We start from the raw sequence: 14,297 nt of genomic DNA on the forward strand, positions 1-14,297 counted from the left end.
CCGGCCGGGAAACGCTGCGTCGGTCGGTCGCGCCCCTCGGGCGGGCGCGTCACTCTTCGCAATCGGTCGACAGGATCACCTCATCGGGCAATCCCGCCATCGGGCTCTTTTCAAAATTCACGCCGACGAGACGTGAGCAGGCGCCGTCTCCCTCGAGAACAACCACGGCTTCCGCCGGCATGTCCCCGAGCGCCTTGATCAATTGCGCGACCGTCATCGAATATCCTCGCGTCTACTTTCCGACGCGCCGACGCGCGGCGCGTCGGTCCCGCTCAGCCGAATTTGAACAGCACGCCGTAGCCGCCGCGCGGATAATTCCACACGATGTCGCCCTGCGGCTCGCAGAGGACGCGGCAGGTGCCGCATTCGAGGCAGCCATCCGGCGTGATCTCGACTTGGCCGGAAGCGTTCTGCTCATAGCAGCCGGCCGGACAGATCTTCGTCATCGCCACGAGATTCTTGGACGGCGTCGTGTGTGGTTGCACGACGATATGGGGTTTTCCCTGATCGACGAGATAGCGGTTCTGGAACAGCTTCTCCTCGACTCGCGCAGCTTGCGTCGACATCGCAATTCCTCCTCTCAGCGCCAGGCGCGCGCCAGACGCCATGCATCTCCGAATAATCCCGTCAGCGAGCGCTTCTCGCGCAAGGCTCGGACCGACGCTTTTTCCTTCTCGATCTTCGGCGTGCCGTCGACGCGTAGGAAATTCTCCATCGCCTTCGACACGAGTGTCGGATAGGTGAGGAAGAAATTCTGCGCCTGCGTGTGCAACAACGCCGGCATGTCCTTGTATTTCTTCAGATCCTTCATGACGAAACTGTCGTCGAGGAACTTCTTGTAGAGCGCCAGATTCTGCTTCGTCATCGGATCGCGGCGCGACTTCACCTGGAAAATCGCCTCGCCCGCGAGCCTGCCGGACGTCATAGCAAGATTCGAGCCTTCTCTATGAATGGCGTTGTTGAGCTGCGCGGCGTCGCCGACGACCACCCAACCATCGCCGAAAAGCTCGGGAATCGTGTTGTAGCCGCCCTCGGGAATGAGATGCGCGGCATATTCCTTCACTTCCGAGCCTTCGATCAGCGGCGCGATCGACGGATGCTTCTTGAAATTCTCCAGCATGCCGTAGGGCGTCTCCTCGTTTTCGGCGAAATCCGACACGAGGCAGCCAAATCCGACAGAAATGCTCTCTTTGTTCGTATAGACGAAGCCCATGCCGGTCATCCCCTTGGAGATGGTGCCGGCCGCCTCGATGACGACGCCCTCGTCGCCATGCAGGTTGAAGCGGGCTTCCAGCGTCTCGCGCGGCAGGAAGTGCATTTCCTTGACCGCCAGCGCGACATGCTCGGCCTTCGGCGTCGGACGCAGGCCGGCGCGCGCGCCGAGCAATCCGTTGACGCCCTCCGCCAGCACGACGACATCCGCGAACACCGTGCCGCCGCTGCGATCCGTGCGCACGCCGATCACCTTGCCATAGGCGTCGCTGACCAGCTCGGTGACGGTCGTCTCGCTGATGACGATCGCGCCCTGCGACTGCACCTGCTTGTTGAACCAGCGGTCGAACTGCGAGCGGATGATCGTGTAGCGGTTCGGCTTCTCTTCGTTGAAGTCGTCCGAACGATATTGCATGCCGGTGTGCGAGCGATCCGTCATCATCCAGAAGCGCTGCTCGATGAGATGCCGCTCCAGCGGCGCCTCCTCGCGGAAATCCGGAATGATCTTCTCCAGCATGTCGGCATAGAGAATGCCGCCCTGCACATTCTTGGAGCCGGGATATTCCCCGCGCTCCAGCTGAAGAACATTCATGCCGCGCGAGGCCATCGTGTAAGCGGCAGCGTTGCCGGCCATGCCGGCCCCGATGACGATCGCGTCGAATTTCTCTTCGATCATGACAATCTCCTCGGGTTCAGCCGGCGAGCCGGTCGGCGTTCTCGGGCGAGAGCCGTTTGCGGAAAGCTTCCGTCAGCGCCGGCAGCAGGCGAATAGCGTCGGTCACAATGCCGATATGCGCGAAATCGAAGATCGGCGCATTCTTGTCGGTGTTGATCGCGACGATGCAATCGGCGCCTTCGACGCCGACGCGATGCTGGATCGCGCCGGAAATGCCGGCGGCGATATAGAGCTTGGGCCGGATCGATTTGCCGGTCTGGCCGATCTGACGATCAGAAGTGATCCAGCCTTTCTGCACCAACGGACGCGAGCCGCCGAATTCCGCGCCGAGCACGGACGCGAGATTGCGCACCAGCTGATAATTCTCCGCGCTCTGCAGGCCGAGCCCCCCCGCGACGACGACGTCGGCGAAGGCGAGATTGCTCTTCGCAGACTCGCGGTCCGGAATGAACTTCAGCAGCTTGGTGATGATCGTCTCTTCGTCGAGATCGGCCTTGAACTCGACGACGCGACCGACGCGCGTCTCGTCACGCGTGGGCGTCGGCAATTGGCGCGGACGCACCGTCGCCATTTGCGGACGATAGTTCAACGTATAGATCGTGCACAGCAGCGAGCCGCCGAACGTCGGGCGCGTCGCCGCCAGCGAGCCGTCCGCGTCCACCGCGAGCTCCGTGCAATCGGCGGTGAGGCCGGTGAGCAGCGTCGTCGCCACCGAGCCCGCGAGATCGCGGCCGAGCGTCGTCGCGCCGAGCAGCAGGATCTCCGGCTTATGCGTGTCGACCAGCTGCGTGACCGCCTTCGAATAGGGCTCGTTGCGATAATCGGCGAGGATCGGATCGACGACCAGATAGGCGAGATCGGCGCCGTAAATAAAGGATTCCTGCACGGCTTTACGCGCCGCCTCGCCCGGCGCGCCGAGCACGACGGCGGCGAGATCGACCTTCAGCTGATCGGCGAGCTTGCGGCCGGCGCCGAGCAGCTCCCACGACACCGGATGCACCTCGCCGCGCTCCAGCTCGACGAACACCCAGACGTGCTTGTAGCCGCGGAAATGCTCCGGGAGCTCCTTCTTCGCGCTGGCGCGGCTCTGCTGCGGCGCGGCGGGGGCGGGCTTGTCGGACATTTTCGCTTCTCCTTTAGAACCCACTGGCCAATTTCGTCATGTCTTCCTCGAGCGCCGGGTGACGCTTGAAGATCGCCTCGAGCAGCGCGTCGGCGGATTCGCCGGCGTTCTTTTCCGGCTCCACGAAGGCGGCGCGATCGGTCCGCACCGGCGGAGCGAACACTTTTTTGACGATCGTCGGCGAACCCTTCAATCCGCATTTCGTAAGGTCTTCGATCTCCGCATCCTTGGCGCTCCAAGTGATGATCTCGGCGCGAGCGGCGCGCAGAGAGTCGGAGATCGAGCCGCGGCGCACCTCGTTGGTGCCCTCGAGCATGGCGATGAGGCAAGGCATTCTGGTCTTCAAAACCTGCGTGCCGCCCTCGGCGCGGCGCTCGATCACGACCTCGCGCTTTTCCGCATCGGCTTCGACGATTTTAGAGACATAGGTCAACAGCAGAAGGTTGAGACGTTTCGCCACACCCGGGCCGACCTGCGCCGTGTCGCCGTCGATCGTCTGCTTGCCGGTGAAGACGAGATCGAGATCGCCCCAGGTCTTCTCGATCTTGCGGATCGCCTGAGCGAGCGCGTAGGTCGTCGCCAGAGTGTCGGCGCCGGCGAAGAAACGGTCGGTGAGCAGAACCGCGCGATCGGCGCCGATCGCCAGCGCTCTGCGCAGCGAATCCGCCGCCATCGGCGGGCCCATGGTCAACACCGTCACCTCGCCGCCGAATTTGTCGCGCAGCTTCAGCGCCTCTTCCAGCGAGAAGAGATCATAAGGATTGATGATCGTCGGCACGCCCTGGCGCATGATCGTGTTGGTGACAGGATGCACGCGGATCTGGGCGCTGTCGGGAACTTGCTTGATGCAGACCAGTATCTTCATGAGTTTCTCCCTCTCGCCATCCCGACCATTGATCGATCGTCAGCCGTTCGACGTCGTGACCGTGCTGAGCGGCACGAAGGGCTTCTTCGGCTCCTCCTTCGGCTTTACCGCGTCCTTATGCACTTTGAAAAGCCGTTCTTCGATCGGCGACGATTTTGTGAAATCCTGATAGGCCTTCGCCAGGAAATCACGGCAGGCGTCACGCACCTCGTCGTCGGATGCGCCCTCGGGCGCCGCCTTGTGAAGATACTCGCCCATGCGTCGCAGAATATGCAAACGCGAATGTCGCACGATGTTGGGGTCGTATTCGACGCCGAGCAGGTCGAAGAATTCCTCGGCCGCCGACAATTTGCGCAGATCGTCCAAAATGCTCATGGCTTGTTGTCTCCGGATTGCCGGTGGGAGCCTTCGCTGACCCGCGCCTGAAGATGCACGAGCCGCGCTTCGAGAAAATCGATGCGGTCGATGAGCACGGAAATCGCGTCTCCGACCGGATCGGGAATGAGATGATGCTCGAGATCGATGCGCCCGTCGGGGCCCGAACGTCGACGCTGCTCTCGCACCACACGACCCGGAATGCCGACAACCGTCATCTCCGGAGGCACGTCCTCGATCACCACGGAATTGGCGCCGATGCGCGCGCGCGGACCGACGCTGATCGGCCCCAGTATCTTCGCGCCGGCGCCGATCAGCACGCCGTCCCCGACAGTCGGGTGACGCCTGCCGACCGACCAGGATGTGCCGCCGAGCGTGACGCCGTGATACATTGTGACGTCGTCGCCGATCGTCGCCGTCTCCCCGATGACGACGCCGGCGCCGTGATCGATGAAGAAGCGACCGCCGATCGTCGCACCGGGATGGATGTCGATATTGGTGACGAGGCGCGCGAACCATGACAGCGCGCGCGCGGTGAATTTATGGCCGCCCCGCCAAAGACGATTCGCGATGCGATGCCATATCAGCGCATGCACGCCGGGATAGAGCAGAACCACTTCCCAAGTGCTGCGCGCCGCCGGATCGCGCTGCGCGACACAGCCGACATCCTCGCGGATCAGCGCGAAAAGTCCTTTGCTCGCAGCCACGCGAGGCTCGGCGACGATAGAAATGGGGCTCATGACACGCCTCCGACATCATGCTGCGCCGCGATGGCCGCTTCCGCTTGCGCGCGATCCACGAGGCGAATGAACTCGCCGCGATTGACGGGCCCTTTTTGGTCCAGAGCACGCCGCTTGACGTGATCCAGAAGCCGCGCCGCCGTATCGCGATCGAGATCGACGCCGATTTCGGCGCATTTCTTCTGGATCGCGCTCAGCCCCGAATGCTTGGCGATGATGATGCGATGCCGCCGTCCGAGCCGCGCCGGGTCGAGACCCTGATAGGTGCGCACATCCTTCATCAGCGCGGCGACATGAATGCCCGATTCATGCGTGAATATATCGGCGCCGACCACCGCCTTGGCGCGTCCGATCTTTCGGCGCGCAGCCGCGGCGACCAGACGGGCGACGCCCTGCAGGCGCTTGAGATCGATGTTGGTGCGGCCGTGCGCGACATGGCCGAGCGCTAAGGCGACCTCCTCCAGCGCGGCGTTGCCGGCGCGCTCGCCGAGACCGAGCATCGTGACGGATGCGTGCGTCGCGCCGCCGCGCACAGCCGCGAGCGTGTTGGCGGTGGCGAGACCGACATCGTCATGGCCGTGGAACTCGATCGGCAGATCGGTCTCCTCGCGCACTCGACGGATCGATTCATAGGTCGCGAAAGGATCGAGCGTCCCGAGCGTATCCGCGAAGCGAAAACGCGTCGCCCCCGCCGCCGCGGCCGCGCGGACGATCCGCCCTATGTCGCGCGGATCGGCGCGTGACGAATCCTCGCCGCCCAGAGCGACGCTCAGCCCTTTCGATCGCGCGTAGCCGACGACGCGCTCGACACGCGCCGCGGCGCCGTCGACATCCGTCGAGAGCTTCACGCCGATCTGCAGCCGAGACATCGGGGATGAAACATTCACATGCGTGACATTGGCGGCGAGCGCGGCGTCGACGTCGCTTTCGCTCAGACGGCACCACGCCATGACCCGGCACGGCAAGCCGTCCGTCGCAATGGCGCCGATCGCCTCTATCTCGTCGCGACCCATCGCCGGCGTGCCCGCCTCGATCTCATCGACGCCGATGGCCGCGAGAGCGCGCGCGATCGCTAGCTTTTCCGCGGCGGTGAACGCCACGCCCGGCGCCTGCTCGCCATCGCGAAGCGTCGTGTCGTTGATGAAGATGCGGGGTTGGTCGCTGTTCACGGGATTCGCGCCTGTCACGCAAAAACGGGCTTGGTGTCGTTGGTCTTCTTCTCGGCGTCGGCCCAGAAGGGAGACATTTCGCGAAGCTTCTCGACAATGCCGGGCAGCGCCTCGATGACGCGATCCACATCCTCAGCGACATTGTCGCGCGAGAAGGAGAAACGCACGGCGCCGTGCAACGCCGCCTCCGGAATCTCCATGGCTTTCAGCACATGGCTCGGCTCCATCGATCCCGATGTGCAGGCCGAGCCCGAGGACGCAGCGACGCCGCTGCGATTGAGATGCAGCAGGATCGCTTCGCTCTCGACATATTCGAACGCGAGATTGGCGGTGTTCGGCAGACGATCGTGACGATCGCCGTTCACGATGCAATTGGGCACACGCTGCAGAACCGCTTTCTCGAGCCGATCCCGCAGCTCCCGCACGCGGCCCTGCTCTTCCGCCATATGCGCATGCGCCAGCTCGGCGGCCTTACCGAGGCCGATGATCGCCGGCACATTCTCGGTTCCGCCGCGGCGGGCCCGCTCTTGATGGCCGCCGCGGATCAGCGGCTTGAAGCGAGCGCCTTTCTTCACATACAACGCGCCGATCCCCTTCGGCCCATGCAGCTTGTGCCCCGACAACGACAGCATGTCGATCGCGCTGTCCTTCAGAGAAATCGGCGTCTTGCCGACGGCCTGCACCGCATCGGTGTGGAACAGCGCGCCATGCTCCTTGGCCAGCTCGGCAAGGCCCTCGACGGGAAAGATCGTCCCGGTTTCATTGTTGGCCCACATCAGCGACACGACGGCCACCTTGTCCGACAAAGCCGCGCGATAGGCGTCGATGTCCAGCTGGCCGACCTTGTCGACGCCGATCAAATGAACCTTGGCGCGCCCGGTCTTCTCGAGGTGCTCGCAAAGCGACAGAATCGCGGGATGCTCGACCTTGGAAATGACGATCTCGTTGCGATCCGGCAAAGCCTCTAGCGCCGACAGGATCGCAGCGTTGTCGCTCTCTGTGCCGCCCGAGGTGTAGATGATTTCGTGATCATGCGTTGCGCCCAGCAGCTGCTGAAGCTGCTGGCGCGCCGCCTTCACCGCGGTCCCGACCTCGGCCCCGAAGGAGTGAGCCGAAGAGGCGTTGCCGAAATGCTCCGTGAAGAAGGGGAGCATCGCGTCCACCACTGACGGATCGACTCTGGTCGTCGCATTGTTGTCGAGATAAATCGCCTTCATGACGAACTCCTCAATGAGCGTTCCGCCCGACCGGTATCACGCGCATGGGCACGCCCAGCTTCGCGATGAGCCGCTCTTGTATTCCCGAGACAGTGACGCTCGCCATTTGACAGCCGACGCAGGCCCCGGTCAGGCTGACGAGCACATTCGAGCCATCCACGTCGATCAGCTCGCAATCGCCGCCGTCCTTGCGCAGATAGACGCGAAGGTCTTCGATCGTCTCCTCGATCAGACGAATCTTCTTCAAATTCGTCATTCCGCCCGAGGATTCCGACAGAGGAGACGTGGGCGTCAACGGCGACGTCTCGGCGCCGGGCTTCACAGGAGCGGCAGGACGAGGCGCGGCCGCGCTGACGGGACGCGTCGCCGAGCGGAAGAGGTTGACCGAGCCCGGACGGGGCGCCGCGGGCGCATGTTGGACCGCGGCCGCCTCATCGGAGCCCGCGCTCTCTGAAGATCGAGCGGCGAGCGCGGCCGTCGCGGCGATATCGGATGCGACGCGAAACAATATATCTTCGACCTGCTCGTAGCAGGTCGTGCAGCCGGAACCCGCCTTGGTGAAGACCGCGACCTGCTCCACCGTCGACAACCCATTGTCTCTTATCGCGCGCTCGATCACCGCGGCGTCGACCCCATGGCATTTGCAGACGAGCGCGCTCTCCTCATGCGACGACCGCCAGACCTCGCCGCGAAAATTCGCGATCGCCGCCTGTAGCGCCTCATGGCCCATTACCGCGCAATGCTTCTTCTCGGGCGGCAGGCCGCCGAGATAATCGGCGATGTCGCGATTGGTGATGGCGCTCGCCTGCTCGAGCGTCTTGCCGATGACGAGCTCGGTGAGGGCCGAGGAGGAGGCGATCGCCGAGCCGCAACCGAAAGTCTGAAACTTGGCTTCGAGAACGATCTCGGTGACCGGATCGATGTGCAGCATCAGCTTGAGCGCGTCTCCACACGACAAGGCCCCGACCTCGCCGACCGCATTGGCGCCAACGAGAGCGCCCGCGTTCTTCGGATTGAAGAAATGCTCCTTGACCGTGTCGGAATATTCCCACATCGCCGCTCTCCCGAAGACGATCAACCGAACGACTTGCCGCAGGAACAGCTCGATTTGGCCTGGGGATTGTCGAAAGTGAAGCCAGCGCCTTCGAGCCCGCTGACGAAATCGACGCGCGTGCCGTCGAGATAGGCGAGAGAGCCCTCTTCCACGAAAACCTTCACGCCGTCGCGCTCGAAGACATGATCGGCCGGATTGCTCTCATTGACGAGGCCCATGGTGTACTGGAAGCCCGCGCAGCCGCCGGCCTCGACCATGATGCGGAGCCCCTCGACTTCCTGCCCGGCGCCCGAAATTGCCGAACGCACTGCGTTCACGGCATTGTCTGTGAGTTCGATCATTTGCTTAACCTCTTCCCGGAAAACTACCCGAGGTGAAGGAAGCAACCGTTATGCCAGATCGATTTGCCATCGTGATTCAGTCGATTCGCAGGGGTTCCGGCTGTCCGCATTCCCACAATGTCGGAGATCGGACAGGGATGGCGATTCCCCTTCGAATCGCGCAGAAAACGGCCCGAAATTCCGGGCCGCCCACCTCCGAAATGGGATGAAATCTCGAGACGGATCAGGAATCCGAGGGCTTGCCGTGGGAAAGCCGCGCCAGCGCGCTCTCGCCGCTCTCGTCGCCGAAACAATCGTGGAAATCGCTGCACTCGCGGCAGGTCGGCGAGGCGCAAAGGACAAAGCCTTCCATCTCGCAAAGAGACCGGTAAAAAAACTTCTTCCATTTCATATGGTTGACGTTGCGCTCGGCGAGGCCGGGAAAGCGCTCTCTCATCAAACGTCCGAGTTCCTCACGCTTAGCCAAGCCGAGATCCTGCCACAAATGTCGAGGCGACATCGAGCGCTTGGTCAATATCGACGCCAACCAGCCGGCCTCTTCCGAGGCGTCGCCTCGGAACCGCTCCAATAATTGGCGAATCTGATCTTCCTCGTCATCCAGCGCGACCGAGTCTGGCTCCGCGGAGACGTCGATCAGCGCATGCGCTTCCGGCGCCCAGCGATCGATCAGCCCAACGAGATCCACTCGTCCGAGCGCGAGCGAATGGCCGAGCGCCCCCGAGCGTCCTGCGGCTTCGCTCAAGGCGAGCGCGAGAACACAGCAGAAGACATGGGCCGTGAAGGGGTCGTCGCGTCCGGAATCGCTCGGACGCGACCGCAAGCGCACGTAGATGTCCGTCGGGTCGAGGCTCGGCGGAAGGAGCCCGCTCTCCGATCGGCGATCTTCGGAGAGAAAGGCCATCGGCTCAGCCGCCCAGTTGATCGACAGGAACGTGCGTCTGGCAGTCCTTCGGACAGACCTTCGAGCACGCCGAGCAGCCGATACAATCCTGCTCGCGCTCGACCTTCATGATCTTGCGATTGAGCTCGCCGTCGAAATCGTCGTCGTCATCGTCATCCGTGACGATGCCGAGGATCGTGCCCTCGGCGTCGACGCCATAAAGCGCCATGACGTCCTGCGGGCACACTTTGAAGCAGCGCCCGCAGCCGATGCATGTCGCCGGATTGATGTCGGTCAAATAAGACGGCGTCCAATCCGCGCCGCCTCTCGTCTTGAACGCCCCCATCACGCCGTCTCCAATTCCTTGAGTTTCTGGCGCGCGGCTTCGAGAGCCGCATACGCCTCATAGGCTTCCTGCGCGACGGTGAGAATCGTGCCCCAGTTGATCGGCAATTCTTCCGACAGGTCGTGCAGATTCATTTTCATATTCGTCGCCTTGGCCGAGAGCTTCTTGATCTCGGACTTCAGCTCGTCGACGGAGCTCATCCTTGCCTCTCCTTCGATATCAATAGCGCGCGACGTCCGGGAACTTCTCGACCATTTCGACGCCGGAGTTCACGAGCTTCGTGCCTTCCTCCGCGAGCTTGTCGAGCGTGTCGAAGCCGAAGCGATGCACATCACGCAATTGCTTGTTGACGACGATCAGACGGCCAGCGATGAGCACCTGACGACCGAAGCCCTCGTGGCTCATTTTGATCATCGGCTGAACCATCACACCGGTCGCGCGCTCGATCGACAGCGCGACAGCGTTATAGAAAAGCTCGACACGCCAAAGGATCTCCGGATCCGGATCGCCGATGAGCGGCAGCTGCTTGCGCGCCTCCTTGTCGACGATGTAGGGCTTGATGAGATCGAGGTCCTTCTTGTTCTCCCAGGTGCCGTGCGTGTCCTGCGCGCGCCACTGCTTGATAAGCTCCTTGACGAACAAGCTGTTCTCCGCATCATTCGCGGCAATCGTCTCGGTCTCAACCATTTGCAGCCTCTTCCTCGAAATCGAAGGATCTTTCCTGGCCCTTCGTCATGACCTTGCGCAACCACGGCGGCGGCGCGCCTTGCAGGACCACCTTGAGCTTTTCCAAGAGATCCGTGATGTTCTCCGGCTGCGTCACCTTCATCGGATGAATGCCCGAAGCGACCACGCGCGCGGCGCCAGAGCCGCCGATCGCCGCTATATAGAGAATTGCGCAGTCCTTGATCGCTTCGAGCTTGGGCTGCAGCTTATCCTCGTTGCCGTCCTCCTGAAGATCGCCTTGGAATTGGATCGCTTCGATAAAGCTGTATCCTTCCGCGGTGAGCTCATAGATCGCGATATTCTTCGCCCAACCAAAATGGGCGTCGACCCGTTCGAGGTCTTGCGTGGCGAATGCGACTTTCATGCTGCCTCCTCGTGGTCAAGCCATCGCGGTCAGTTGGACGAGCTCCGGAGTTTGCTCGCCCCCGAAATGCGTGACATTCTCGTCCTCTCGACGCCATGTGTCCGGACCGGGCTCATGCGCCTGTGAGATGAACATATTGCCGATGGTGAAGATGAGCGTCCGAGTGCCTCGGTAGCCCACAGTGAGCTCATGACCGGCGCCGAGCCGATCGAACGTCGGAAGCCCCAGTCGAAACAGCGGAACGCCGATACGTTCGGACGCTTGGCGACCATGCGAATGCGTCATCATGAGATCCGCCCCTTTGGAGCGGTTCTCGAGATCCTCGAGGTCGCCGATGAGCACCTCGTCGATCGCGAGCTTTTCCAGGACTGGCGAATGGGTCGTCGTGATCGCCGCCTGAAGCTGCGCTCCCATTTCCGTCAGCCAGGAGCCGATCGCGAATAGCAGGTCGGGCTCTGCGCCGATGGTCACTTTCCGCCCACCGAAATGGAAATGACCGTCGAGCATCGCGTCGACCAGCTGACCTCTCTGCCGTTTGAACTTCAACGGCACAGGCCGCCCGCTGATGCGCGACAAGAAGCCGATCAGCTCGTCATTCGGCGCGAGGCCGGTCAAACGATCGAAAAGCACGAACGGAACGCCGGCGCGACGCTCCAAGGTCGTCGCAGCGAGACGCATTTGCTCGCCGACCGCAATCGTCCAAGCGGCGGAACCCATCTCCGCCATTGCCGCACGCGTGGTTCCACCGAGAGTCGTCGGCGTGAAATCTTCGGGCAGGTGACCATCCAGCGAGCCGGAGAGATCGGGTAGAAACGTCGGCTCCAGCCCGAAGCTCTCGATAATGTCGCGCAACTCGTCGATATCGCCGGGCGTCAAATGGCACCCGGGAAGAACATTGACGCGCTGCGGCGCTCTTTGCACCGGCTTATCATTGGTGGGAACGAACGTCTCGATCAGCTTGGCGACCGTCTTCGCCCAACCATCCTGAAACGCGTCTTTGAAATCCGGCGTCGAAATATAGACGATGCCCATGTGATCGAGCTCGGGGTGCCTCTGCCGAACGAGCTTGATGTAGCCGTCGACATCGTCTCCCTTGGTCTCCGTCACACCCGTCGAGCATATTCCGATGACGTCGGGCTTTGCGCGTTTGGCGATATTGACGATCGCTTCTTCGACATTCTCCAATCCGCCCAGAACCGTCGCGACTTCGCTCATCGCCGTGGTCTGAAGCGGAATGGCTTCACGAAAATGCCGAACGAATAGCACGAGGCCAAACGAGGTGCAGCCCTGTGATCCATGCAGCAGCGGCATGCATCCATGAACACCCATGAAAGCGAGCGCGCCGCCGATTGGCTGGCTCATCTTCAATGGATTGACCGCACAGGCCTTTTTGGAAGATTCGACTTTAGCCATCGGAGCGCCTCACGCCGCTTTCGAAGCAGGAATCGCGCCACCGGCGTTGACCGCCTCGATCATCTGCTCGAGCGTGTCGCGGCATCCGCCGCAGCCCGTGCTCGCATGTGTCGCCTCGGCGAGCGCTTCGACTGTCGTCAACGAACCAGCCACGATCGCGTCTTCGAGCGCGCCGACGTTCACATTGTGACATTTGCAAACGCGCTTTTCGCGACGCACTTGCTCTGCCTTGGCCGGATCGGCCGCGAGCTCCGCCGCTTCCGCGGCAATCGCCTCATTGGCGCGATCTTCCCATGTCTTTTCCTGCCACGGCGGCGGACGTCGCACTTGCTCCCAGACCGGATTGAAAAACGCCTTGTCGATCTCGTGCACCAGCTCGACCATGCCCTCATAGCCGGCATAGGCGTGGTGTCGCTCCTGGTTGATGTCGAGCCAGGGCATTTTCGCCTTGAGCGCGATGAACTGAGAGCGGCCGCCCGACAACATGATATCCGCCTGCGCGTCTTTGAGCATTTTATACATTTCGCGCGGGGTCATATCGTCAATCATATGGGCGTCTTGTCCCATCAGCTCCTTGATGCGCTCTTTGTCCTCCTTGGTGGACTTCTTGACGCTGGTGCCGACGAGCTCCATCCCTGCTTCCTGCAGCGCGGCGACGACGGACCAGGATTTCACGCCGCCCGTGATGAGCAGCACCTTCTTGCCTTGCAGCCGCTCCTTATAGGGAGCGATGCGCGCCCATGCTCGCGCCTCCTCGCGCTCGATGACTGCGTCAGTGCGATCCTTCAGCTCGGCGGGAGCGCCCTTCTCGACCAACAGCCGCGCGATCTCGCGCAGCGAGTCGCTCATGTCGCCGATGCCGTAGAAAGATCCTTCGAAGAAGGGAATATCGTAGCGCTCCTCCATCTTGCGAGCGACGTTGATCATCGCTTTGGAGCAGACCATCATCGCCGCCTTGGCGCGATGCGAGGAGGCCACTTCCTGATATTTTCCGTCGCCGGAAATGCAGGAGAGAATTCGGATGCCGAGCTCGTCGAGGATCGGCTTCACCTGCCACAACTCACCCGCGAGATTATATTCGCCGATGATGTTGATGTCGTAGGGTGTCGTGTATTCCGGCTCCTGCGTGCCGATCACATGCTCGAGGATCGCCTCGCCAGCGAGCTTGTTGCCGAGATTTTTCGGCCCGACGAAGCCGGGCGAGTTCACCGGAATAACCGGCTTGTTGAATTTCTTCGCAGCCGCTTTGCAGACCGCGTCGATATCATCGCCGATCATGGCGGGGACGCAGGTCTGATAGACGAAGATCGCCGGCGGATCGTATTTATCGATGATTTCTTTGATCGATTTGTAGAGGCGCTTCTCACCGCCGAAGACGACGTCGGTCTCGCCGATATCCGTGGTGAAGCCAGTTCGATAGAGGCTGGAGCCGGAGGTCTTGGCCCCGCGATTGTCCCATGAATTGCCTTCGCAGGCGATGGGCCCATGGACGAGATGGGCTACGTCGGTGATCGGCTGAAGAGCGATTTTGGCACCGTCGAAGGCGCATCCACCGGCTGCGGCGCCTGGCGCCAATTGCTTCGTGCAGCCCTTTTTTCGCTCTTTTTCGGATTTGCCCTGGTTCTTATCGCAACCGGGCTCGTTGAAAACTTCTTGAACTTTAGCGGCCAGCGTGCTCATCCGCGCCTCCTGCAACGGCCATCGCCTCCCACTAGGCGCACGGATTGCGCCAGCGCGGCGACCGACCTGACGGATCAGGCTCTTGTTGTTCCGCCGGGCCGAAACGCGACCCGGCG

The 14,297-nt window shown here is 62.2% G+C and carries 18 protein-coding genes; all 18 read right to left on the bottom strand.

Annotated features, from left to right (window positions below):
- Positions 1–49 precede the first annotated feature (49 nt).
- The 18 genes from VIF40_RS03795 to nifE all read right to left on the bottom strand — a co-directional run bounded on the left by VIF40_RS03795 (position 50) and on the right by nifE (position 14,181).
- Complete coding sequence (locus VIF40_RS03795) at positions 50–217, bottom strand: hypothetical protein (protein WP_331936190.1); 168 nt, start codon at positions 215–217, stop codon at positions 50–52.
- Between the two features lie 55 nt (positions 218–272).
- Positions 273–566 carry a ferredoxin family protein gene (locus VIF40_RS03800; protein ID WP_024881116.1) on the bottom strand — a complete coding sequence of 98 codons (294 nt, stop codon included), beginning with the start codon at positions 564–566 and terminating at the stop codon, positions 273–275.
- Between the two features lie 14 nt (positions 567–580).
- On the bottom strand, positions 581–1,888 hold the full coding sequence (locus VIF40_RS03805; RefSeq protein ID WP_331936191.1) for an FAD-dependent oxidoreductase: 1,308 nt from the start codon (positions 1,886–1,888) through the stop codon (positions 581–583).
- Positions 1,889–1,904: 16 nt separating this feature from the next.
- Complete coding sequence (locus VIF40_RS03810) at positions 1,905–3,011, bottom strand: electron transfer flavoprotein subunit alpha/FixB family protein (RefSeq protein ID WP_331936192.1); 1,107 nt, start codon at positions 3,009–3,011, stop codon at positions 1,905–1,907.
- 13 nt (positions 3,012–3,024) lie between these two features.
- Complete coding sequence (locus VIF40_RS03815; protein WP_331936193.1) at positions 3,025–3,876, bottom strand: electron transfer flavoprotein subunit beta/FixA family protein; 852 nt, start codon at positions 3,874–3,876, stop codon at positions 3,025–3,027.
- A 39-nt stretch (positions 3,877–3,915) separates the two neighbouring features.
- Positions 3,916–4,251 carry a nitrogenase stabilizing/protective protein NifW gene (gene nifW / locus VIF40_RS03820; protein WP_331936194.1) on the bottom strand — a complete coding sequence of 112 codons (336 nt, stop codon included), beginning with the start codon at positions 4,249–4,251 and terminating at the stop codon, positions 3,916–3,918.
- Complete coding sequence (gene cysE, locus VIF40_RS03825; RefSeq protein WP_331936195.1) at positions 4,248–4,991, bottom strand: serine O-acetyltransferase; 744 nt, start codon at positions 4,989–4,991, stop codon at positions 4,248–4,250. The genes nifW and cysE overlap by 4 nt, the downstream gene beginning before the upstream one ends.
- Entirely contained in the window at positions 4,988–6,160 is a 1,173-nt protein-coding gene (gene nifV / locus VIF40_RS03830) for a homocitrate synthase (RefSeq protein ID WP_331936196.1), read from the bottom strand. The genes cysE and nifV overlap by 4 nt, the downstream gene beginning before the upstream one ends.
- A 14-nt stretch (positions 6,161–6,174) precedes the next feature.
- Positions 6,175–7,377 carry a cysteine desulfurase NifS gene (gene nifS / locus VIF40_RS03835; protein WP_331936197.1) on the bottom strand — a complete coding sequence of 401 codons (1,203 nt, stop codon included), beginning with the start codon at positions 7,375–7,377 and terminating at the stop codon, positions 6,175–6,177.
- Between the two features lie 10 nt (positions 7,378–7,387).
- The gene (gene nifU, locus VIF40_RS03840) at positions 7,388–8,431 is read right to left on the bottom strand and encodes a Fe-S cluster assembly protein NifU (RefSeq protein ID WP_331936198.1); all 1,044 of its coding nucleotides are present in this window, start codon (positions 8,429–8,431) and stop codon (positions 7,388–7,390) included.
- A 20-nt stretch (positions 8,432–8,451) separates the two neighbouring features.
- A complete protein-coding gene (locus tag VIF40_RS03845) occupies positions 8,452–8,772 on the bottom strand; it encodes an iron-sulfur cluster assembly accessory protein (RefSeq protein WP_331936199.1) in 321 nt (106 codons plus the stop codon).
- A gap of 223 nt (positions 8,773–8,995) precedes the next feature.
- The gene (locus VIF40_RS03850; protein ID WP_331936200.1) at positions 8,996–9,673 is read right to left on the bottom strand and encodes a nitrogen fixation protein NifQ; all 678 of its coding nucleotides are present in this window, start codon (positions 9,671–9,673) and stop codon (positions 8,996–8,998) included.
- A 4-nt stretch (positions 9,674–9,677) separates the two neighbouring features.
- Positions 9,678–9,998: a ferredoxin III, nif-specific gene (gene fdxB / locus VIF40_RS03855; protein WP_331936201.1), complete on the bottom strand. Its 321-nt coding sequence runs from the start codon at positions 9,996–9,998 to the stop codon at positions 9,678–9,680.
- Positions 9,998–10,198 carry a CCE_0567 family metalloprotein gene (locus VIF40_RS03860; RefSeq protein WP_331936202.1) on the bottom strand — a complete coding sequence of 67 codons (201 nt, stop codon included), beginning with the start codon at positions 10,196–10,198 and terminating at the stop codon, positions 9,998–10,000. Before VIF40_RS03860 ends, fdxB begins: the two co-directional genes overlap by 1 nt.
- Positions 10,199–10,217: 19 nt before the next feature.
- Positions 10,218–10,685 carry a NifX-associated nitrogen fixation protein gene (locus VIF40_RS03865; RefSeq protein WP_331936203.1) on the bottom strand — a complete coding sequence of 156 codons (468 nt, stop codon included), beginning with the start codon at positions 10,683–10,685 and terminating at the stop codon, positions 10,218–10,220.
- Positions 10,678–11,088 (bottom strand): nitrogen fixation protein NifX, encoded by a 411-nt coding sequence (gene nifX / locus VIF40_RS03870; protein WP_331936204.1) that lies wholly within the window; start codon positions 11,086–11,088, stop codon positions 10,678–10,680. The genes VIF40_RS03865 and nifX overlap by 8 nt, the downstream gene beginning before the upstream one ends.
- 15 nt (positions 11,089–11,103) lie before the next feature.
- Entirely contained in the window at positions 11,104–12,501 is a 1,398-nt protein-coding gene (gene nifN / locus VIF40_RS03875) for a nitrogenase iron-molybdenum cofactor biosynthesis protein NifN (protein WP_331936205.1), read from the bottom strand.
- 9 nt (positions 12,502–12,510) lie between these two features.
- On the bottom strand, positions 12,511–14,181 hold the full coding sequence (nifE, locus tag VIF40_RS03880; protein ID WP_331936206.1) for a nitrogenase iron-molybdenum cofactor biosynthesis protein NifE: 1,671 nt from the start codon (positions 14,179–14,181) through the stop codon (positions 12,511–12,513).
- Positions 14,182–14,297 lie beyond the last annotated feature (116 nt).

This window comes from Methylosinus sp. (assembly GCF_036560965.1).
Classification (GTDB): Bacteria; Pseudomonadota; Alphaproteobacteria; order Rhizobiales; family Beijerinckiaceae; genus Methylosinus.

Excerpts from the sequence above, each read along its gene's own strand:
- VIF40_RS03795 (WP_331936190.1), bottom strand. The coding sequence starts at position 217 with ATGACGGTCGCGCAATTGATCAAGGCGCTCGGGGACATGCCGGCGGAA.
- VIF40_RS03800 (WP_024881116.1), bottom strand. The coding sequence starts at position 566 with ATGTCGACGCAAGCTGCGCGAGTCGAGGAGAAGCTGTTCCAGAACCGC.
- VIF40_RS03805 (WP_331936191.1), bottom strand. The coding sequence starts at position 1,888 with ATGATCGAAGAGAAATTCGACGCGATCGTCATCGGGGCCGGCATGGCC.
- VIF40_RS03810 (WP_331936192.1), bottom strand. The coding sequence starts at position 3,011 with ATGTCCGACAAGCCCGCCCCCGCCGCGCCGCAGCAGAGCCGCGCCAGC.
- VIF40_RS03815 (WP_331936193.1), bottom strand. The coding sequence starts at position 3,876 with ATGAAGATACTGGTCTGCATCAAGCAAGTTCCCGACAGCGCCCAGATC.
- nifW (WP_331936194.1), bottom strand. The coding sequence starts at position 4,251 with ATGAGCATTTTGGACGATCTGCGCAAATTGTCGGCGGCCGAGGAATTC.
- cysE (WP_331936195.1), bottom strand. The coding sequence starts at position 4,991 with ATGAGCCCCATTTCTATCGTCGCCGAGCCTCGCGTGGCTGCGAGCAAA.
- nifS (WP_331936197.1), bottom strand. The coding sequence starts at position 7,377 with ATGAAGGCGATTTATCTCGACAACAATGCGACGACCAGAGTCGATCCG.
- nifU (WP_331936198.1), bottom strand. The coding sequence starts at position 8,431 with ATGTGGGAATATTCCGACACGGTCAAGGAGCATTTCTTCAATCCGAAG.
- VIF40_RS03845 (WP_331936199.1), bottom strand. The coding sequence starts at position 8,772 with ATGATCGAACTCACAGACAATGCCGTGAACGCAGTGCGTTCGGCAATT.
- VIF40_RS03850 (WP_331936200.1), bottom strand. The coding sequence starts at position 9,673 with ATGGCCTTTCTCTCCGAAGATCGCCGATCGGAGAGCGGGCTCCTTCCG.
- fdxB (WP_331936201.1), bottom strand. The coding sequence starts at position 9,998 with ATGGGGGCGTTCAAGACGAGAGGCGGCGCGGATTGGACGCCGTCTTAT.
- VIF40_RS03860 (WP_331936202.1), bottom strand. The coding sequence starts at position 10,198 with ATGAGCTCCGTCGACGAGCTGAAGTCCGAGATCAAGAAGCTCTCGGCC.
- VIF40_RS03865 (WP_331936203.1), bottom strand. The coding sequence starts at position 10,685 with ATGGTTGAGACCGAGACGATTGCCGCGAATGATGCGGAGAACAGCTTG.
- nifX (WP_331936204.1), bottom strand. The coding sequence starts at position 11,088 with ATGAAAGTCGCATTCGCCACGCAAGACCTCGAACGGGTCGACGCCCAT.
- nifN (WP_331936205.1), bottom strand. The coding sequence starts at position 12,501 with ATGGCTAAAGTCGAATCTTCCAAAAAGGCCTGTGCGGTCAATCCATTG.
- nifE (WP_331936206.1), bottom strand. The coding sequence starts at position 14,181 with ATGAGCACGCTGGCCGCTAAAGTTCAAGAAGTTTTCAACGAGCCCGGT.